The organism is Parapedobacter koreensis (genome assembly GCF_900109365.1).
GTDB classification, from domain to species: Bacteria; Bacteroidota; Bacteroidia; order Sphingobacteriales; family Sphingobacteriaceae; genus Parapedobacter; species Parapedobacter koreensis.
In genome coordinates this window covers 25,468-46,295 of the sequence record NZ_FNZR01000015.1, presented here as the reverse complement: position 1 = coordinate 46,295, position 20,828 = coordinate 25,468, and the positions used below count along the sequence as shown (strand labels likewise).

The window sequence follows — 20,828 nt, the reverse complement described above, 5'->3', positions numbered from 1 at the left end:
CAATGCCGCTCTGGGCAGGATAAAGGATATCACCGACATGCATTTGATATGTTTGAATGATTATACCATCCGTATAAAGACCGTATGTAGAATCTCCTATTTCCTTTACCCATAGTGTATACGCTATTAGTTTTCAGCTTATGGTCTACGTAATAAATCAATCTCGTTCCGCGTGGCGTCAGTTGGATGTGTTAGTTAATAGGCCAGTCACCGGACGAAGCAGTTGCCAACTACCCTTTTCATTATTGATTCAGGTGCCCTACGACCACGAGTTTAAGCCCTTTCAGTTCCTTCTGCTGGTTTGCAATTAAACTTGCCTGTCCCTCATTCTCTTTTTTTAGCTCAATCATGTGCAGCGTCAATTCTTCCACCTTCTTCAGCAGCAGGAGATTCATCTCAGCCAGGTCCAGGCCTTCCTTTTCGATATCCTTGGCGGAAGGGATTTCCGGTAGGTGTTTGTGTTCTTTTACGTAGGCTTCCACCTCGGCAAGCTTAGGCAGTTCGTACTCCGGCGAGAACACGTAATCCGGCACGGCGATGTCTGTTTTTACCTTTACCTCTTTGGCAAGGACGGTACCTTCCACGGCAAGCTTCGCTTGGGGGTTAGTTGTGCCGATGCCTACCCGGCCATTTTGCTGCGCCCAGATGATATAGGTATTATCATCCGTCCCCAGATAAATGCCGCCGCTATTCGCTGTACCATATCCAATATGAGCGTTTTTGGCGAGACCAGAACGGGTCAAGGTGATAAACCTACCAGCCGACCCCTCCAGATGGATTTTGGTTAAAGGATTAACCGTGCCGATGCCCATTTTCCCGTCATTTTCCACCGTGAATACCACATTTTCATTGGCCACGGCCGTGCCACTTGAAAGGCGCAATATGGCATTGGTGGTATTCAGTTGGTTCATATAGACCGCGGCACCAGTCCCCGTACCATTCCTATTGAACTGATGGTAGGCCGTATTATCCGGTACCGTACGAAATACACCCGTGTATGTTTGCCCTTTAAGAATTGGAATGGTCAAGCCTATTAAGGCCAACAGTACCATTGTTTTTGCCCTACCCCTTGTGAAAAATAATCGCTGGATCGAACAGTATCCAGGGAATCTGGTCAGTTGTGTTTGCATAGCTGTATCTTTTGTCCAGCAAAGCTATGCAGAGAATCGATTGCCTATGATTCGTTTTGGCTATAAATTTGATAGGCATAGGCTATAAATTTTGATAGGCTGTACCTATAAAGCGCGGCACTGCGCCATTGATATCGCCGGGCTGGGGTATGTCTTCGCGCACCTCATAGAAAAACACCCCAATAGTTGTGTCCAACTTTTGGGGTGCTATTTACTAAGTACTGTTCCACAAACATTGCCGCCCTCATTTCTTAACATCGACATCGGAGATTGGGTTAAAAACAAATTAACATAACCGGATTTTCCGTCTCTGCTATAATTGATGTTCGATTCATAAGCAGTGCTAAAATCTATTTTTGCCAAGTCCACATATAACGGAGAACCACCAGCCGTTCGGTACCACTCATTTGCGTCTGCTAAAGTGCGACATACCTTGCGTGAAATCCTTTTCGTTCATCACAATGGCCTTACCCTGCAACCCTTCATCATCAGTTCCAAGCGGATTACCATATTCATCTTAAATCGGGCTCGCTGCCATCCCATTTGGATCAATCACTATAATGGGATTGTTCAATCCGTAGTTATAAGGCGAATAGGGTTGGAAGCGCTCCGCCAACAGATCCACGCTTCCCCACCTGCCGATCACCGGATTCCCGAGACTGCGCTCGGGACAGGCCTTGCGCCATAGTCGTATGACTTTCCACAGATTTTTCGCGTTCCGGCCATTTTCCTTACAGCCGGATTTCAGCCTGTTCAAAGAACGTCTAACCTACCAAAGATATGCTTTTTATTTATTGCTCGTAATGTGGCAAAGTGGTTCTACGACAGCTCAATTTCCTTTCTTGGACATTAATGAAATTTTTTATATTTTTACATCATGGAACAGTTTTCATCCTATATCGCAATAGATCCTAACATCCGTTTCGGAAAACCGTGTATTAAGGGTACGCGTATTGCGGTTGTTGATATTCTCCAATGGCTGGCTTCCGGCATGACCAATACTGAAATCCTTGAAGACTACCCACTATTGAAAGAAGAGCACATTCTGGCTGCGCTTGCATTCGCCGCCAACCGGGAAGCCTTCATCAAAATTGTAGCCGCATAGCATGAACCTGCTTTTGGATGCAAACTTGTCCTGGCGTTTATCAAACAAGCTTAAAGTCTACTTTGAAGATTGTTTACACGTAGATTATATTGGCCTCACCGTACCTGCCAAAGACATTGATATTTGGAATTATGCTTTGGCTAACGACTTAATCATCGTTACCAATGACGATGATTTTCTGAATCTCGCCAATGTGAGGGGTTTTCCACCAAAAGTGGTTTTATTAAGGACGGGCAACCAAAGCAATGTCTTTTTGGAGCAATTACTAATCAAACACAAGGAAGACATCGAAGGGTTATTCGGTTCGACGGAATACGGTTTCCTTGAAATCATATAACCAATCCGCTGGCACGCACGTATCGACAGGCTCGATGCCGCCGAATGGGAGCATGTCTTCGCCCTGCTCGATTTCCTCACAAAGAGCAAGATGCAGGCGATACTGAAGTAAAAAGCCCGGCTCGTAAACGGCCGGGCTACAGGAGCAATGTCAACGGGTTATTCCTCTATGCTTTACACCATGAATCTGTATAGCCTGACGGCCAATGAAATCGCACCAAGCAGGACAAAGAACAACCAATATTTTTTCAAAGGTTTCCAACCGTCTTCTCCGGAAGAGTATTTTGCCATAATACCCGCTGCCAAAAGCAGTAAAGACGGCAACAACTTGACTAAGGAACTAATATCCATCTACGTTGGCCATATTCCGCATATTATTCGTTTTTAACTCACAAAAGAGGTATATATGGCTTTTGGGGATAGGTTGGCGTTCGCGCGCAAGCAGAAGAAAATGACGCAGGGAGACCTCGGCGTAACGCTCGACTACCTCGTAAAGGACGGCGAGTACGAGCACATCGACAACGAGACGCTCAAACGGCTGAAAGAGGTGCAGGGGCTGGACAGCGACACCCGCGCCCATGTCTTCGCCACCATCGATGCGTTCATCAAGGCGGCAAAGCTCAAGAGCATCGCCGCGCTGTAAAAAGAAAAAGCCCGGCGCGTTTGGACGGCCGGGCTCATAATGCAGCGGAAAGCCGGGACTATTCTAAATACCCCGCTTCAATAGCCTTTTCTAAGTTTTCTACCGTCAATTCTTTATACGTCTTACTCGGCTTCAATGTTATTAAACGAAGAATGGATGGCAATATCCAATCCCCCTCATTAGGAAAGTAGTCATTGAAACGGAACTTCGACAAATCCACTCCGTATAACTCCGAGAACCTTGACAGCAATTCGGCAGCGTCATCCCCATAGATGTTTAAGTCGTGATAAAGCCTTGTGCGATTACCTATCGCATCTTTCAGGGGATTATACGATTCTATTAGCTCTCTCAATTCCTTTTCCATCACCTAAACCATTTTGTGTCATCATTACCGTACCATTTGCTTGGCCCGTAATACTTGCCTAACTCGTAGCTTATTTCGCTAACGGTATAAATCCAGCCTGCATAGGGAACAGCTCTTCCCAATGCCCCACCTACCATTCTTGTACCTAATGCCCTATGGATTAAACCTTTCGCAGGCAACTTGTAATTTGTTCCCAATCCGGCTTGTACAGCCCTGTCGGCCCACCGCAACGACTTAGACGCCACAGATGTCCATCTGCCTGCTGCCCCGCCGCCGCCGACTCCCCCAGACTTAGGTAACAAACGAGAACCAAGCAATATCAAAGCTGGCCCAGTCGGGCTGATACGGAAACCACCCTGCTCCGCAGTCGTATTTTCCGATAGTCCGGGAATAACATCTTGCATGGACCCGCAGTAATTCCTATTTAATAAACGTTCTTTAATTCCAAGTCAGTAGGCACTTTATATTTTTCTCGCAATTGCTGGAACTCATCTTTATTTAAAGGCCCAAAAACAGTTTTTGACTCTTTAAGAATAACCCAGTAATACATTGCCTCGCGGCCATCGCTATAATCAATCGCGTCATACATAACATCGTTAAACCGACTCGGTCTCTGTTCGGCAATAATAAATTTGCTGTTGTAACCATATCGTAGTACAGATGGGGGTATACCGTCCACATCCGGCCCCCGATTAAAAATAGCGTTTGCAGATTCCCCTTCTATACTTAGAAAGTAACCACTACCAAGTTCCTTAGTTGCATCACTGCAACCGACCAACAACCATATTGCCACTATGATACTTTGTGCTTTCATTGTATTATTTGACTACTTGATACGTTGGCCTAATCCATTTTGAACCAGTAAGGTTTATATTATATGGAGTTCCAACCCCTGCTACTCTGCCTCCTATTATCGTTTCTGCGTTTCTCGGCCAGTTCAACGGATTAGACCACGAATGCATTCTAAAATCATATTCATCAGCATAAGCTCTTACTCGATTATTAGGATATAATTTCAATGCAATGTTTCCATAAACCAAACCATCATTCACAGAATTACTATTCAATAAAAGGTTAAAAGTCTCAACCGAACCAACACCCCTGAATTTCTCCACATTTATCCCTGATAAATCGAGTTTATCCAAACTGACATACAAGGGTTGTCCGTTCCCCGTTCTAAACCACTCATTTGCTTCTGCCAAAGTAAGATGCCCGTCATAGTCGGGCCTGCTCGGTAAACTATTGTAGTTCGTTAGTAGATTAGACTTTGCTTCATCGCCCTTCAATCCCGCCACCCCCAGATTCTTCTTCAGGGCTTCCTCGTGCGACATACCTTGCGTGAAATCCTTTTCGTTCATCACAATGGCCTTACCCTGCAATCCTTCATCGTCCGTTCCCAACAGATTACCGTCTTCATCATAGATTGGAGCCGCTGCCATCCCCGTTGGGTCGATGAACCTGAGCGGATTGTTCAACCCGTAATTGTACGGGGATACGTTATCGAACTCCTCGGCCAGCAGGTCCACGCTTCCCCACCTTCCAATCACCGGGTCATAGAACCTTGCGCCGTAATCGTACTGCTTCAGCCCGTCCTGCAATTCCTTCCCGTTGTAAAGGTAATTATTTTTTGGGCTCCCAATGCGCACCACCTCGCGGTATTGCAAACCGAACGGGTAATAGTCCGCCGTGAAGTTCGGCGTGGCCACATTCGTGCCCTGCTCGAAGCCCACGCGGTTGTTGCCCAAATGGTCACGCAGAAAATAATGGTACCTGTACGTGCTGCCGTTCCGCAGTATACGCCCCTCCTCCGTGTGGATGAGCTCCATCGTGCCGCCCGAATATTCTATGCCGTCAATGTAGTCACGCGTCTGCCCGTTGATGCCGTTCACGCTACGCAGCTTACGGCCCGTACCGTCATAGGTGTACGTCACGTTCCCCGCCACCGCCGTCACGCTGCGCGGCAGATCCAGGTAGTTGTACGAGGTCGCCGTGATGTTGTTCCCCGTGCGTCCGCTGCCACTGTTCACCCGTGTCTTCAGGTTCCCATTCTCGTCATACGTGTAGTTCGTCGTCCCGGGTAACTGGTAGTTCACGTCCGTATCGGCCGTGATGGCATCCACCACCGAACCCAGCCGTCCGGCCGTATTGTAGCTATACGTCAGCTGGTCTACCGTTGCGCTTCCCGTACCCGTGCGCAACAGGCTCCTGATGTTCCCGTTCTTGTAATAAACCAGCTTCTCGCGGCCCTTGCCACCACCCATCGTACCTTCCGTCAGCCGGCCCACCGCATCGTACGTGTAGGTGTACGTATCGGTGACCTTCGCCGCCGGAGAGGCCATGTTATGCCGAGTGGATGCCTGCGTGGCAATGTTCCCGTTGTACTGCGGTGCGCTCCCCGCGTTGTACCCCAGCATCTGCCGGAAAAGCCCCGCGTTGGCATCCGAAAGCCACCCCCGCGCATTGTAGCTGTACGTCACCGATTGCCCGAACGAAGTGCCGTCCGTGCTGTGTATACCCTTCGTCCGGAGCTGCCCTACCTCGTTGTACGTGTTGCGTGCAAGCAGCGTCCGCGTGCCCGTATTGATCTTCTTCCACGCGTGCGTCAGTCGCTCCCGATGGTCGTATTCGTACTCCGTCACCACCGTCACTTCCGGCGTGGCGGTACTGGTGGTGTGGTGCTTTCTGGTCTCCTTCTTCAATAGGCCAGTGAAGGTATATTCCGTGGTGATGTCATCGAATTTCGTGGATGCGATGCTACCCCCCAGGTAGTGCTGCTTCCGCTCCCGCACCACGTTGCCCTTGTCATCATAGTAGTACACCGTCCACAGGTAAACCGCCGGGCTTACGTCCAGCACCTTCACCTTGCTCGCCACCAGCCGCCCGTGTGTGAGCTTGCTGTAGCTGCCCGACTCGTTGTGCGGTAGGGAAGGGATGTTCGCGTAGTCGTCGTAGTAGTGCACCTCCAGCACGTCCATGTCTACCGTGTTCTGCGGGATGGCCCGGTTCGTGTAGCCGTGGAAGCTCCCCGTGGCCGTCGAGCGTTCCTCCCACTGGTAGGCATGCCCGTCCACCAGTCCCTGGATGGACGCCCGATCCAGCACGCGGTTGCGCTCCACGCCCTTGAGCACGAGCCGCCCCTGCCCGTCGTACTTGTGGAACGTGTGGTACTGGCCCGGCGTGAATCCCGAAACCGTCTCTAACCGCTGGCGGGCATCCTGGTGGAATACCAGCCATCCCGCCGGGCTGTGCACGTAGTTCTCCGCGCCCCGCCCGGGGATGCGCTTCTCCGCCAGCCGGCCGCGGCCGTCGTATATATACCGGTAGGCATGGGTGGTCAGCTCAGCAGATGTCGGGGCTGTGGTGCCGGTGCGGTCACCGCCAAGCTCCGGCGTCAGCACGAACGACAGCTGCCCCAGGTCATTGTATACATAGTACGTGCTCAGCACCTCATTCACTCCCTCATTCACGTTGAACGTACGCCTGAGCACCACGCGTCCCTGCTTGTCCGCATAGTCCTCCACCGTGTGCAGGCGGCTGGCGAACGTGCTACTCCCACCGGCCCAGTTCTCGTCCTTCGTGACCGTCACGTAAAGTTCCCCTGCCGTATACGTACCGTCCAGCACCAGCGTGGGGGTGCCGTCGCCCGCGAGCGTCACCCGGTAGCGCGATGCCATCCGCGTGGTGGCCACCGTGCCGAACGCCGTCGCGTTGTTCGCCGTGTATTCCGTCGCAACCGTGCGCCCCGAGCCTGTGCCCCGCGTGCCTGCGGGCTGCCAGACGGCCCCGGGAAAGCCCTGTTCCACCACTCTGTCCAGCGGCGAGGGCTCGTACACCCGACGCCCGTAGGGCGAAGGGTTCACTGCCTGACCCACAGGCACCGTTCCCGTGCCCGAATAGTAGCTCCCCTGCTGTGCCACCGCACCAGACTTGAAGGTCCCCCCGGCACCGGTCTCCGTCGCATAGGGCAGGTAATCGCGGTCCTGCCGCCCGTACGTATCGTATGTTACCGGCGTGACCAGATCTTTGTACCCCGTGCCCCCGGAGGCTTTCACCCCTACCTGCTGCAAAGGGCGTCCAAGCCCGTCAAAGTACGTGATGTCACGCATAGCCTGCGCCGAGGTCGGTGATGCCACCGGCGCGTCAAGGGGTAAAAAATATCGGGTGGTTTGCACATAGTTTTGGTTGGAACTTGCCCCGTCGCCCAGTGAGGTTGTCCCCGTGATGAACACGCGGAGCGTGCTCCCCGCGGGGGCGTGGAAGCCCGGCAATAGCCGCACGCTTTGCGTACCGCTCAGCTCGGGCAGGCCCGAATAGCTGCTGTACGTCGGATTGGCCGCCTGGCCGTATGATGGATCCGCATACAGGCCGGATACCAGTGCTATGCAGCAAAAAATTAGTCTCATCGTATGGTTCATATCTTTGTTTCCCATGGTATCCCCCTTAATTTGTCCGGTACTTGTATTGGTAATCCTCCACTACTTTGCCTTCCAGATCGCGGATGGTGCTGAGCCGTCCAAAGGCGTCATACCCGTAGTAAAACACGTTGCCCGAAGCGTCCGTATGGCTGGTCATCCCCACCAGCGGATCATATGTATATGTATCCATCTGCGCCTCCAGCGGATGCAGCCGCACATCGTCCACGGCCACGCTGCCGCTGAGGGACACCGAGGCCACTCCGGATACCACCCGCCGGTACTGCGTCCACCCATTGCGAGTACGTACCGCCACCGCCGTGCCGCCGCTGATGCCCGTGGCGGAGGCACTCTTGGCCCAGTACGTCAGCAGGTATTTCCGGGAGGTGACAAGCCCCGTCTTCTGCAAGCTGCCCCCACCGAGGTTGTAGGCCCGCCGCCCCGTCGGGGCCGTCGCATCGGCTGCCGTGTTCCCCGAATAGCTCCAGTTCCCTTTTCCGTCCGATTCGAAACCCGCATACGCCACGTCGGCCTTGGTCGCATTTTTGACCTCCGCTACCGGGTACTGCTCCTTATAAGACCATAAATAAACAGCATTGCTTCCACCGTCTTTTGTGATCGCGATGGGATTCCCATGCTGGCCGTATTCAAGATACCGCAAACGCGTTTCCGGTGTCGCTTGCCCATACTGCTGCTTAATATATTCCGGTGCAAACAACCGATTTCCCCATTTCTTATATTCCGTAAACTGCTTATACAGAAAAGTGGTGTTCAGGTATTGGGCTTCTTCCAATACCGGTGCCAATATCCGTTTGGTTACCATTGTCTTATAGGGCTCTACGGTTCCAAAATCACTGGGATATTTATATTTGGTAAGGACATCCGCTCCTTTGCTGTCTACCAATCGCACCTCATTTGGTTGTCCATATTGGTTGTAACCCGAATAGTAGGTGCGCTTCGTTACCCCGTCAGCAGATTCAGCACTACTGGCAAGTACGGAAAGGCCTGTATTAATGTAATAATTGAAGTAGTCGTAAAGGCTCCCTCCTATCATGCCCGAAAACGTCTCTATTGCCCCCGGATACGGATACCAGCTGAAGTTCTTTTTTATCTTTTCAGCTTCAACCCCCACGATATCAGCATAGTCCAATACCCTGAGGTTAAGGCGTTCTTTACCGTTTATCACGGTATACGCATTGGTTAGCGTGTGCACAGCCTGGTTATTGGAATTATAGGAAGTTTTCGAAAGCAACTGACCGTTGCGCCATGAATACGACCTGAATGCAATGTCCGGGCGATAAGACCGGGATGTCGGCATTCGTTCTTCAGCAGCGTCAGAAAACTTGTATACGGTCTTCCCGTTGGATACCGTCCCGGTTCCGGAATATTCCGTCACTTCCGGGTATACGACCGAGCTGCCGGAGGTGAAATATGCTAATTTTGGAAATGCATAATACTGCCTGATCCGTAAAATATCACCGGGGTTCGCTGAGTGCGATCCGTTACCAATTATGCTGTTTACCACCATGCTGTAGTTGCAGAAATCATCCGAAAAAAATACATCCGAGGTATTTGCTATCGGATACGCTGCCCTGCCCTCCCCAGATTCATTCGTTCCATAGCGGTACCATTTTTTTTCAACCAACGTGCCGCTTTCATCGAAATTCTGGATTTCCCTGATGCGCAAGCCGCCATACGTTTTACCTCCCGACTTGTGTGGTTCATAGGAAAATAGGCTATATCCCTTGGTCGGATAGGTAATTTTATTCAAGATTCCTCTTTGCATATAGGTCTGGTTGGGTGTCCTGTCCATTCCGGGAATCTGGTGCGGATCGGTTAGGCTGGTTCCATTTATGCTAAATATCGGAATCGTGAAATTGGGCACATATCCTCCCGAAGTGTTCAACGTTGCACCATTGTAATACCCCCAGTAGTCGATCCCTTGGAGGCCGCTCACCGTTCCATTGTACCCAAGTATATAACTATACACCTTCCCGTTTGATTGGTCGCGGAATTCCACTTCGTCCAACCAATCTGTCCTTGGTTTTATCAAGCTGACGCTCCTGACGGGCGTGCCCGCGCTGGAAATGATTTTGATTTCCTTCAAGGAGCGGGACGTGGTTTGGTTCTGATAGGTAAATTCCACGGTTCCTCCCCTGTATTGTATCGAAGTAAGCAGCGGCGGGTAATATGACTTATAGGTAATCCCCGCTGTTCCGCCGTATTCAAACGTTGTTTCTCTAAAGCCACGACGTGTGGCCGGATCCCTTTCTACCACGTTGTAGGTTCGATCGATGACCGGCCTCCGTACGCTGTTGGTTCCCCCGGTTCCGAAGGTCCTGTACTGGAACATCACGGTGTCCGCCTCATCCGCTGAGATGATACGCTTCAGATAATAGACCGCGTTCCGGCTGTAAAAATCCCATTCCATCATATCAAAAGAATACGTAATCCCTTTATCGTCTTTTATGATTACATTGGATGATGCCCCGGCTGAAATTTGCAGGGCATTTGCCGGAACCTGAATGGACTCCTCTCCAGAGAGGGTATAGTATTGCCCACTATAGTTATGGAATGAATAGCTGAATACATCATATTCACTGTCCGAAAAATAGTCACTACTCGTTGTCTGGTTTGGCTTGCTGCCAGCTGCAACATAGCCAATCCAATTCTGGTGTGCATCCAGGTTGCCTTCGTTGGCATCGTTACGGATGATCTCATTCACCGGCTTTATGAATGGATCCCGGCGGATGCCGCTGGGGGGGCTCATGTCTGCCGCCCCCCTTGCGCTGTAAGAAACGGTGCCCCCAGCGATCAGTGTCCATCCATAGCCAAGCTCCATCGGAAGGTCATCGTACTTAAGCCCGGAAGCGTGGTACTTAAACTCGATTGGAACGGTTATTCCGTTGGTTTCTATCGTAAAAATAGGGATGGTGATATCGACAAGGCCGGTGTAGAAACTAACCGGGTAACTCCCGAACCTGTCCATCATTGTCGCCTTTGGCGGAGGAGTGGTCAACATGGGAAACGATGTCGATGAGTTCAGCTGTGCCGAAACCCTAAGTGCACAGCCAATGCCGCAGAGCAGCACGGCAGCATAACTGATGTAGCTGCAAAACACTCTTTTCATGCTTGTATGAAATAAATTAATTGGTTTTATTTTTTAAGGCCTTCAATTCCGCGCCAAGCTCTTCAATCTTCAGCACCATCTGTTTCTCAAACTTGTCTTTCTCAATCAAATGCAACGTCAGCTCTTCCACTTTTTCCAGCAGTTTCCGATTCATTTCACCGAGCTCAACACCATTAGCCACCGCTTCCTGTGCCGTGGGCATGCCGGGCAAATGGCCATGCGACTGGATATACTTATCCACTTCGTCCAATGATGGCAATGCATAGTCTTTTTTGAATACATAGTCCGGCCAGTTGGCCATCTCAACCTTTACTTCTTTGGCACGAATATTACCATTCACAGAAAGGCGCTCTGCCGGATTTAACGTGCCAATTCCAACACGATCTTGCATGATAGATTTATATTGGCGGGATTTACCATGGTTCAGGGTTTCAGGGTTGCTCACCGTTAGGTTTTGCATAAACGCTGTCATTCCCTCCGACCAAAGCATCTGCGCATCAACCTTTATCGAAAGCCGGTTGCCTGTACTTGTCAAGTGATAGATGGGTATCCGATTATTCTCCGGGTCAAAATCGCCAATGTGCCATTTCTCTGCTAAAGGGTTAACGGCTGCCAGTACTTCATAACTGGCGTTGAAATATCCCGAAGTTTGTTTCATAAATGTGATACGCTTTTTCAGCACCCCAGTATTCAACTCATAATCGAACGAACCCGTAATCGTTATCTCCAACACGCCGTTTTGATTGACGTTTGTAGGTAGGTATAAGTAGCACACCTGATTGGGTGTCTCGTTTGGAAAGGTCACCGTGAGCGTCCTTGTACCTGCATATTGTGCCCATAGCGATAGATACATTCCTATCAGTATCAAGCTAAGCATGATTTTTTTCATGTTGTCTGTTAGTTATTTTTTAGGTTTTTTCAGCGGGTCTACGGACGCACTCCTTGTTCCAGAATCCGTACCCGATCCGCTAATGATTTTAATTCATCAATTTCTTTCTCTTTCTCAATCAAATGCAACGTCAGTTCCTCCACTTTCTTCAGGAGCAGTAGATTCATCTCAGCCAAGTCCAATCCCTCTTTCTTGACATTCGCCGCAGAAGGAATTTCCGGCAGGTGCTTGTGTTTTTTTACGTAGGCTTCCACTTCAGCCAGCGCAGGCAGTTCGTAATCTTCTTCGAACACATAATCCGGCACGGCGATGTCGGTCTTCACTTTTACTTCTGTGGCCAGGATGTTGCCGTCAACGGCCAATTTTGCCTGTGGAGTTCGGGTGCCGATACCGACGTTGCCCATGAAAACATTATCCCGTGCAGACTCACTTCGTATCGATTGGCTTGTGGTGGTTCCGAAATGATTTACATAAGCATCTTCTGTTGTTTTAGCACTATACGATGATCCATTCGTTGTCGTATATGGCAACGGGTTTTGAACGCCGTCATGCACCATTGGATCGACCGCACTGTTTCCTTGATAATAATAGGTTGTACCACCTCCTCTTAACCATATGACAATTCGTTTATCGCTATTGCCTCCTGAAGCATCCGACCATCCCCCAACGAAATTTCGCGGGGAGAGGTTTGTGCTGCCTTGAAACGATGCAATGTCCGCATTGATAAACTGAGCCTGATGCCCCCAATTTGACACATGAAAATGAAATGACGCTATCAACGCCCCACGCCATTCGCTGTTTGTATGTGCAGACGAACGGCCGATATACAGTTCGGTTTGCTTATTGCTATTCCATGCCCCATCATGCCAAGTCACAGGATAATAAGTATTGAAACTTCCGCCCACGGTAATGCTGCCTGATTGCTGGGCGTGCCCATACATTCCAAAAAATAGGCAGATAGCTGCAAGTAGGCTACTTAAAAAGTTATTTTTCATACGACGTTTTTGTTATTCCAATGTGCTTTTCAATCACTGATAATCTGTCTTGTAAAAGTGTGTTTTCCCTATCCTTCTCAATCAAATGCAACGTCAGTTCTTCCACTTTTTCCAGCAGTTTCCGATTTATTTCGCCCAATTCAATCCCATTGGCTTCCGCTTCCTGTGTCGTGGGTATACCGGGCAAATGGCCATGCGACTGGATATACTTATCCACTTCGACCAACGATGGCAACACATAACCTTCTTTGAATACATAGTCCGGCCAGTTGGCCATCTCTACTTTTACTTCCTTTGCACGAATATTACCATTCACAGAAAGCCGTTCCGCAGGAGACGATGTGCCGATGCCGACGTTGCCCGTTATGGTCAGTTGGCTCACCTGATGCCTGGCTATCATATTCGGAGAAAAATCCTGTACGTTGCTGAGCACGTTTTGGTTTTGAGGTACGCCATTAATTTCATAAGTGACGGTTTTCAGGTTTTCACCGCTCGAACGTACCCAGCCAGCGAAATGATACCCTTCCTTGTGTTGCTGGTTTTTGTAAGGGACATCCAGGGCCATGTAGCGCTTTCCATTGTATGTGCAGGTCTTTAATTTCCAATCAGTAGCCATATCGTTGTTGGAGGTTATGAAGGCGCGGATACTCCTATATCCAGACCCGGAGTGGATATTTACAACGTTAAGCCGGTGATCTGCACCTGTCGTACCCCTTACTGCCATGATAGTTCCCACGGCATAGTTTGTGGGCAAGGTATTTGTTCCATCGTAAATCTCATGGAGCAATATCAGCGTTTTCGAATAGGCGGTATTGACATCCATGTTAATGGTTACCGCCTTATAAAAGCTGTGTGTCATCGTCGATTGTGCATGCACGTTCAAGAAGCCAATCAGTACCCCCTGAAGCAGCAGAAAAAAAGGTTTTAGTTTCATAATAATATCATTTTTAATTTCAGATTTTCACGTCCAGACATCGCTCCCCGATAGACGGGCTCCCCTTTAGTTTTGTCCCATTAATGTTTTTATCTGCTCTCCCTGTTTCTCATTTTCTTTTTTCAATTCAATCAAATGCAACGTCAGTTCTTCCACTTTTTTCAGCAGCAGGAGATTCATCTCGGCGAGGTTGAGTCCGTCTTTCTCTATGTCAGCAGCAGATGGAATTTCAGGTAGGTGCCGGTGTTCTTTTACATAGATTTCTATATCGGCAAGTGCAGGCAACTCATAGTCCGGTTCAAAGACATAGTCCGGCACGGCGATGTCGGTCTTCACTTTTACTTCTGTGGCCAGGATGGTGCCGTTTACGGCGAGTTTGGCTTGGGGTTCGGTAGTACCGATGCCTACATTACCCGAAGCATCGTATTTTACCATCAGCCCTTCATATGCCTGTACAGCTTCAGGATGGATGTAAAACAATTCGGAAAGTTGTAATCTTCCCTCCGGGCTTGACGCTTCATAAAATGTATAACGCAATTTTGTATAATTCCCCTGGGGCATCGCAGTCATAAAGTGGCGTGACGAATGGCCGCTTACGTTTGCCAATTCTATCCATTGGTTATTGCCATTGTAGGTATCGTATCCTTCAATCTTAAAACGCGTGCTTCTCCAGTTTCTCGTACTCCATCCTATCCAAGCACCGCTTTGGGTATGAGCCGATGGTAAATTTTCAATGAGGATAACCAATGGGTTTGCCGTGGTCGGTGCAGTTGACGTCGTTTGCGGGAGAAATGAGCCGTCAAACAACGGAGCAATTGGTATACTTGGCCCTTGCCTTGTCACCTGAAATCGTTGGTCAGCGTAAAACAATAGATTCTTTTCCAAACTTCCTGTAGAAACGTTTGACGGAATAATCACCGATGAAACTTGCGCGTTTAGCCGACAAGTTCCAAGTAAACTGGCCAACACCGTTAAACAACAGGTATAAATTTTCAGCTTTTCCATATATTAACTATTAAGAAATTAAAACAACATTGCCCTCACCCGATCATACATCCTACCGAACCAACTTCCATCCCCCATACCCACTTCTTTTCCCTTCCGGTAGCGCTTTTTCTCGTATTCCAAGCTATCGCTGCTTGCAGGATACGTCAAGACAATACCATCAAACTTGCCATCCTTTAGATAACCCTGCTGCTGCAACCGGCCATTCTCGTTGTATACCGAAAACTTTCCCGTTTCCGATCCCGATTTCCAATGCGTTACCTTGCGGAGCATGCCCTGTTCATCCCAATACTGCCATTTGCCGGATTTCAATCCGTAGGCATAGTCGCCGAGTACCTTCATCCCCTTATCTACATACCGTTCGAGATACTTGCCATGCAGCGGCTGGCCGTGGTATCCGCCCTGTGTCACGTAGATACTATCGCGGTAATAAGAATGATAGGCCATCTGCGGCTCTGCACTGCCCATGTAAGCCTTACGTGTGAAATGGGCCTCGATGAAGCCATCGCCCGTGCGTAGCAATGCGCTGTTTCGGTAAGGAATCGCTTCTTCCAGGTAGCGTTGGCCGGATACCGGCTGAGCTGCGGTGAGGCAGCCGAAAGCGGCCAGACCTATCCACCGCCAGCAAAACGAGCTTATCAAAAAATCACGTCTCTTCATTATGTTCTCCATTGTTATCCTGCATTGTAATGGTGCCCACCTGCCCCTGATGCTCCACGGTAATCAAATTTCTGGCGAGCGTGAGCAGGGTAAAGCCGTCAACCGCATCGCCGGGCTTAAGCATGTATTCCTTACCATTGATACGCACCAGTGCCACTGTTCTTCCACTGGCGCTGTTATTGATAGACCCCAGGTACAGCACCTGTGACCAGTCGATATAAGGTGCTTCTTCTACATATTCATATTCGCCTTCCATCATCAGGTCTTCCGCCTCCATATCGAACGTTTCCGCCGTGTTTTCCAGGAAAGGATCGCGGTAGTCCAGCAGCAAGCTGTCAGCCACCACCGGCTTATCGGCGGTTTGCTTCCGGGGCATCACGGGGGCTACGGACGCAGTGGTATCATCTTCCCGCAGTCCCGAAAAGACACGATAAAAAATCGCGCCCCATAGCAATACGGCAAGCCCCAGCAGCGGATAAGTCAGTTTTCGTTTCATCGCTAATTTCGGATGATAAAGCTCCGCCAGGTACTGTACCCGCTTTCATTACCCGCCCGATCCATAGCCCGCACTCGCCATAGGATGCGTTCGCCCCGGGCCCCGGCGTCAAACACATGCGAAGGGTTTTCCAGCCGCAGCGGAAACTGATCATTGAACAAGGTGGAGTCGCTTTTATACACATACAACTGGTAGGCAGCCACATCTTCACTGCCACTCCACCGGAGGGTCACCGGCCGGTTTACCTGCGTCCCGTTGGCCGGAGCGGTCAATGCCGGGGCCGATGGCGGCGTCTCGTCGTACAGGAAATTGCGTACCGTAGACCACCGAGACTGCGCCGTATCGTTCTCGGCCCGCACCCGCCATTGGTACCGCTGCTCATCGGGTATTTCAAATGTGAATGCTTCCCCATCCACCACCCGCTCAAACAGCAAATCCGCTTCATCCGCAAATCCAGCCGTATCCACCTGTAAGCGGTAATTCTTGGCGCTAAAGATGCCCTGCCAGCTGACCTCCACTTCGTCTTGGTCAGTGATGAAATTGTTGGGCGGGGCCACCTGCAATACCGTCTGCGTGCTCAATGCCGCTTCATGGATGATGAAAGACCGTGTCGTATACACCGTGCTGCTGCTGCCGTTGAGCGCCTTCACCCGCCATTGGTATTCGCCGGGTTGCAAGCTGATGCTGAAGAGGGTTTTATCCAACGTGGTATCCGCATGAAAAAGGGCAACCGAATCAAACGACGGCGATGCCAGTTGCAGGCGGTATTGCAGCGCATGGTCAAGCGGTTCCCACATGAAATTAATGAGGTACACATTGGTCTCCGCCTCCCGTCCGGGAGACAAGAGCTCCAGCTCACCATCGGCAATGGATTCTTCAAAAAAATCCGAGCAGGCAGCCACGGTGCACGCGGCGAGCGACACGATGAACAATCGGCAAAAAACAGGCATTAAATTCCTTTTAACAATCATTCCCATAAGCTGTCAATTATTGATTAGCCAGCCTCACCGTACGCAGTTGCAATAGCAACTCAGGCATACGGGTGGTGGCATTCCGTTGTTTTACAAATGATGCACTCAGCAAATTGATACCCTGCTCCTGCTCCACATCGTGCAGCAGTTGCAATAGTGCCGTGAATGCACCTTCCAATTGATATTCCGTATAATCGATATGCAGTGTTTCCGTACCCAGCCGCTCCGGGGTGGGCAGGTTTCGCACATTCACCTGATGGACATCGGCCATACTGGCTATGCGTTCCGGCTCAGAAAGCGTGGAGGCCACGTTTGCAGCTGCGGTTACCCCCGGTTCAAACAGAGCCCCCACCTGCTGCGCCTTTGCCCTCAGCTGGCCCAGTACCTGCATATTGGCCAGCCGTGCAGCTTCCCCCGCCTGCAAGGCCTGGTATTCCGCACGCAGCCGCAGGGTCGGCTTGATAGCCAGTAGGTAGCAAGCCACCAAAAGCAGCAAGGCAGCACCCCACAATAAGCGATTCTTGGTTTTCCAGTCGTATTGTTCAAAAAACTGTATCATGGGTTCAGTGTCAAGGATAAAACAAATGTGCCCACCTCCTCCCGGCCGTCAAATCCATATTCATCAATCTCTACCGTCTCGCAGAAAGGCAGCCCACGCACCTGCTTTATCCAGCCGTTCAACGTCGGCATATCGCCGCATGTACCCTTGATGCGGATGGCCGACGGGGTATGTACCGGCCGACGTTGTTTGCGGCTGAGGCCCTCATCCCGCGGGTATATCGCCATTTCATTGAGCAGCATCCCATCAGGGAGGGTCGCAGCGATACGGTCGGCCATATACGCCATTCGCCACCGGGGTACATCCGCGTACCACAGCCCTTCCAACAAGGTTTCCCGTTCGGCAGCTTGCTGCCGCAGCACGTCGATTTCCTGCTGGATCGCCAATGCATCGCTGCCAGCAAACCCCGCCACGTTATCCGAGTAGTGCATGAAAAAAAACGCATTACCCAGCAATAGCACGAGAAAGAAGGCCATCAGGGCCGCGCCCGAACGCCTGAATAGCCCTTGCTGCCGATAGTCCGCCGCCTTTTCCTGCACCGCCTGTATCGGCAGTTGCGCAAAGGGGATATCACTTATCTCTGCAAAAGCGGCCGCAAATGCAGGCACCACCCATTCATTCAGCTGCTCGCCTGCCATATCCACCCGTTTGCCCCTGGCCGCCGCTTCCAGGGGGAGCAGCTCATACCCGATAATTGTTCCCTGGTGCAGCGCCAGCCGGTGCCTGCCAAGGACACATCCCTCGCTATCCACGGGAAAAAGATATTCGCTGAACAGCTGCATGGCAAACGGGCCAAGGCCTGCGCCGAGCAATACCAGCCCCTGCGCCGCCAGCTGCGCAATGAGATCATCCACCAGCTTCCTGCGCACCACGGACAGCATGGTACACGTCTCCAGTTCGGTGTGTTGCAGGTAAAAATCATCCGGCTTGGCATTGGGCAGCACCTGCTTCAGCAAGCCACCCTCCATTGCCCGCTGCCCCTTGGCTATCGCCCGGTGGATAATTCCTTTACCACTGATGATCAGCACGATTGGCATCCCATCCTGCACCTGTTCTTTAACTGCACCGAAGGAAGCCAGTCCATACTCCCCGCGCACGAAGTGCACCGTCGTCCCCGTGCGTTTCACGACGGCCGTATTGGCCACAAATGTCTCCCCGTCTGCCAGCAGCAGCTCCACGCCCACGAGTTGCGGAATATGCCGGAGGTATGCCCCTATTGCTGCAATCATGGTCGGTTTACTGGTAAATAATGGTCGGTTTGATGAATACCACGGAGACAATTTTATTGCGCCCCTTGCTGCGGCTGCTGAATAGCCATTTCAGCACAGGAAGACGTGAGAGCACCGGTATGCCCGATGAATTGTCGGACGTCTCAAAACGTTCGATGCCCCCCAGCACCACCGTCTCCTCATTGCGTACCCGGAGGATAGATTCAAATTTGCTGGTGGTACTCGGCGGTGGCTCATCAATCGGCGTATTCTGCGTAAAGTCCGAAATATCGATGTTGATATTCAGCGTTACCTGCTCGTCACCAGACACGATGGGCTTGATATTGATGGTCATATCCGCATTGACCTCCTGGTATTGTTCGGTCACCACCGTCTGCGGATTCAGCGAGCCCATCACATTCTGCGTGGAGAGTCGGTAATACCGCGTGTTGCCGATACTGAGCGAAGCGGTATGGCCATTGAGCGTAGACAATTTGGGCACAGAGCGCAGTTCCACGTTGTTATTATCCTCCAACGCGCTCAGCGTCACGTAGAAATTAGGCGTCACCCGCCCGAGGTTGAACGACCCCGTACCGATACGGGACAGGAAATCGTTGATGGAAGCCGCCCCAAACGTATAATCGACGCCCGGCAATATCTTCCCGCCGGTGCGTACGCTGTCAGACACGCCTGCTGTGATGCCCGTCTTGATGCTGTAGCCCTTGCGGATGTCCAGCATCGTCACCTCGATGAGCACCATCGGCACGCGCGTATCCAGCTTGCGTACGATGGTTGCAATTTCATTGACCTGCGGCCCCGGCCCGGCCACCAGCAGCGTGTTCTGCTCGCGAAATTCCTTGATTTCCACCCCTTGGCGCCATTCCGCCGGAATCATCGCTTGAATCGTATCAATCGAGCGGTTTTGCAGTTGGATGACCTGCATCTCCCGCAAGCCTTCCAGCCTACGTTCGCCAATGAGGTAAATATCGTTTTCCATTTTATGTGAATACATGGTGCCCCGCAGCAATGCGCCGAGCAGGTCTTCGAAGCTCACTTGCCGCAGCTTGGTGGTGATGGTGCCCTGCAGCGGACTAAAGAGGAAATAGTTGGCACCCACCTGATCCGCCGCATACCGGATGACCTCTTCAATCGGCGTATTGCTGGCCTCCACGCTCAATAAGGGGATGGAATCCTGTGCCGTATGCCCCTGCGTCTCCACATAAAAGCCGCCAGCCTGCCCTTCCATGCCGCCTTCCACAGGCGCGGAGAGCGGCAGCCTGCGGGTGGCCAGCTCCGCTTCGCTGTTGATGAAGTTTTCTTCCCGCTGGCCAAGGGGCAGGAATACGAATGCACCATCGGCAGTTTCCGCCAGCTTCAGCTGGTTGTTGAAGGCCAGCTGGCGCAATGCCGGTGCCAGTTCCATGTGCTGCACGTAGAGCGTCACCGCCTTATCCCTTAGCTCGTTGGTTATAATCACATTGGTGCCCGTCTTTTGCGTAATGGCACGCGCCACGCTGATGAGGCTATCATTCTCCAGCGAAAGCGTAAGCTGGCGAAGGCTCGCATCATATTCGGCTGTGATGGGCTTGGGCACCCGGTACGCCTGCGGGTCGAGCTGGCGGACAGACAAGATGGTACCAATGAAATTGACATCCAGGTTATACTCCTGCGCAATGAACAGGAGGATATTCAACGCAGTCTCCGACTGGAAGTTGTTGTAAATGCGCGTTTCAATGGCCGGATCCACATTGATGTTTAGACTTGCAGCCTCCGCCAATGCCCGCAGGAATTCCTGCGCCGAGGCACCGGACACCGATAGGGACACGCGCTGGTTGATACCGGGCAGCTGCACGGCGAGATCTTTCAGCCGCTGTTCGAGCTGGGCTATCCTATCCAATTGCTGGGCTATTCCCATCGCCGGAAGCAATACCGCGATGCAGAAAAGACCGATAGCGGCAATGCACAGTCGTAATGTTTTTCTCAAGGCAATG

At 51.1% G+C, this 20,828-nt stretch carries 21 protein-coding genes; 4 read left to right on the top strand and 17 right to left on the bottom strand.

All coding sequences use genetic code 11. From position 1 onward, the window contains the following. Positions 1-242 precede the first annotated feature (242 nt). Complete coding sequence (locus BMW65_RS23220; RefSeq protein ID WP_090609346.1) at positions 243-1,052, bottom strand: hypothetical protein; 810 nt, start codon at positions 1,050-1,052, stop codon at positions 243-245. A 595-nt stretch (positions 1,053-1,647) separates the two neighbouring features. After that, the gene (locus BMW65_RS23215; RefSeq protein ID WP_090609344.1) at positions 1,648-1,887 is read right to left on the bottom strand and encodes a hypothetical protein; all 240 of its coding nucleotides are present in this window, start codon (positions 1,885-1,887) and stop codon (positions 1,648-1,650) included. Between the two features lie 120 nt (positions 1,888-2,007). Between BMW65_RS23215 and BMW65_RS23210 the strand changes: the two genes are divergently transcribed. From BMW65_RS23210 to BMW65_RS23195, 4 genes are all read left to right on the top strand, one after another. Then, positions 2,008-2,235 carry a DUF433 domain-containing protein gene (locus BMW65_RS23210; RefSeq protein ID WP_177181284.1) on the top strand — a complete coding sequence of 76 codons (228 nt, stop codon included), beginning with the start codon at positions 2,008-2,010 and terminating at the stop codon, positions 2,233-2,235. A 1-nt stretch (position 2,236) separates the two neighbouring features. Next, a complete protein-coding gene (locus BMW65_RS23205; RefSeq protein WP_090609341.1) occupies positions 2,237-2,572 on the top strand; it encodes a DUF5615 family PIN-like protein in 336 nt (111 codons plus the stop codon). Positions 2,573-2,752: 180 nt separating this feature from the next. Next, positions 2,753-2,959, top strand: a complete 207-nt coding sequence (locus BMW65_RS23200) for a hypothetical protein (protein WP_090609339.1) — start codon at positions 2,753-2,755, stop codon at positions 2,957-2,959. Between the two features lie 18 nt (positions 2,960-2,977). Beyond that, on the top strand, positions 2,978-3,214 hold the full coding sequence (locus BMW65_RS23195; RefSeq protein ID WP_090609337.1) for a DNA-binding protein: 237 nt from the start codon (positions 2,978-2,980) through the stop codon (positions 3,212-3,214). A 58-nt stretch (positions 3,215-3,272) separates the two neighbouring features. Here the strand turns inward: BMW65_RS23195 and BMW65_RS23190 are convergent, their stop codons facing one another. The 15 genes from BMW65_RS23190 to BMW65_RS23120 all read right to left on the bottom strand — a co-directional run bounded on the left by BMW65_RS23190 (position 3,273) and on the right by BMW65_RS23120 (position 20,821). Beyond that, complete coding sequence (locus tag BMW65_RS23190) at positions 3,273-3,566, bottom strand: DUF1493 family protein (RefSeq protein ID WP_177181283.1); 294 nt, start codon at positions 3,564-3,566, stop codon at positions 3,273-3,275. Positions 3,567-3,577: 11 nt separating this feature from the next. Further along, the gene (locus tag BMW65_RS23185; protein ID WP_090609334.1) at positions 3,578-3,982 is read right to left on the bottom strand and encodes a hypothetical protein; all 405 of its coding nucleotides are present in this window, start codon (positions 3,980-3,982) and stop codon (positions 3,578-3,580) included. A gap of 20 nt (positions 3,983-4,002) precedes the next feature. Next, the gene (locus tag BMW65_RS23180; protein ID WP_090609332.1) at positions 4,003-4,392 is read right to left on the bottom strand and encodes a DUF3997 domain-containing protein; all 390 of its coding nucleotides are present in this window, start codon (positions 4,390-4,392) and stop codon (positions 4,003-4,005) included. A 4-nt stretch (positions 4,393-4,396) separates the two neighbouring features. Further along, positions 4,397-7,981 carry a DUF6443 domain-containing protein gene (locus BMW65_RS23175; RefSeq protein WP_177181282.1) on the bottom strand — a complete coding sequence of 1,195 codons (3,585 nt, stop codon included), beginning with the start codon at positions 7,979-7,981 and terminating at the stop codon, positions 4,397-4,399. Positions 7,982-8,018: 37 nt separating this feature from the next. Continuing rightward, complete coding sequence (locus BMW65_RS23170; protein ID WP_090609329.1) at positions 8,019-11,120, bottom strand: RHS repeat domain-containing protein; 3,102 nt, start codon at positions 11,118-11,120, stop codon at positions 8,019-8,021. Positions 11,121-11,136: 16 nt separating this feature from the next. Further along, complete coding sequence (locus tag BMW65_RS23165) at positions 11,137-12,009, bottom strand: hypothetical protein (protein WP_143054005.1); 873 nt, start codon at positions 12,007-12,009, stop codon at positions 11,137-11,139. 38 nt (positions 12,010-12,047) lie between these two features. Continuing rightward, complete coding sequence (locus BMW65_RS23160; RefSeq protein ID WP_143054004.1) at positions 12,048-13,004, bottom strand: hypothetical protein; 957 nt, start codon at positions 13,002-13,004, stop codon at positions 12,048-12,050. Then, on the bottom strand, positions 12,994-13,938 hold the full coding sequence (locus BMW65_RS23155; protein ID WP_090609324.1) for a hypothetical protein: 945 nt from the start codon (positions 13,936-13,938) through the stop codon (positions 12,994-12,996). Before BMW65_RS23155 ends, BMW65_RS23160 begins: the two co-directional genes overlap by 11 nt. A gap of 66 nt (positions 13,939-14,004) precedes the next feature. Then, complete coding sequence (locus BMW65_RS23150; RefSeq protein ID WP_143054003.1) at positions 14,005-14,943, bottom strand: hypothetical protein; 939 nt, start codon at positions 14,941-14,943, stop codon at positions 14,005-14,007. Positions 14,944-14,961: 18 nt separating this feature from the next. Then, a complete protein-coding gene (locus BMW65_RS23145) occupies positions 14,962-15,603 on the bottom strand; it encodes a toxin-antitoxin system YwqK family antitoxin (protein ID WP_090609321.1) in 642 nt (213 codons plus the stop codon). Beyond that, positions 15,590-16,099: a hypothetical protein gene (locus tag BMW65_RS23140; RefSeq protein WP_090609320.1), complete on the bottom strand. Its 510-nt coding sequence runs from the start codon at positions 16,097-16,099 to the stop codon at positions 15,590-15,592. The genes BMW65_RS23145 and BMW65_RS23140 overlap by 14 nt, the downstream gene beginning before the upstream one ends. A 2-nt stretch (positions 16,100-16,101) precedes the next feature. Next, positions 16,102-17,076, bottom strand: a complete 975-nt coding sequence (locus BMW65_RS23135) for a fibronectin type III domain-containing protein (RefSeq protein ID WP_177181281.1) — start codon at positions 17,074-17,076, stop codon at positions 16,102-16,104. Between the two features lie 10 nt (positions 17,077-17,086). Beyond that, positions 17,087-17,629: a hypothetical protein gene (locus tag BMW65_RS23130; protein WP_090609317.1), complete on the bottom strand. Its 543-nt coding sequence runs from the start codon at positions 17,627-17,629 to the stop codon at positions 17,087-17,089. Beyond that, positions 17,626-18,858, bottom strand: a complete 1,233-nt coding sequence (locus tag BMW65_RS23125; protein WP_090609316.1) for a hypothetical protein — start codon at positions 18,856-18,858, stop codon at positions 17,626-17,628. The genes BMW65_RS23130 and BMW65_RS23125 overlap by 4 nt, the downstream gene beginning before the upstream one ends. Before the next feature lie 7 nt (positions 18,859-18,865). Next, on the bottom strand, positions 18,866-20,821 hold the full coding sequence (locus tag BMW65_RS23120; protein WP_245747727.1) for a type II secretion system protein GspD: 1,956 nt from the start codon (positions 20,819-20,821) through the stop codon (positions 18,866-18,868). Positions 20,822-20,828: the final 7 nt, after the last annotated feature.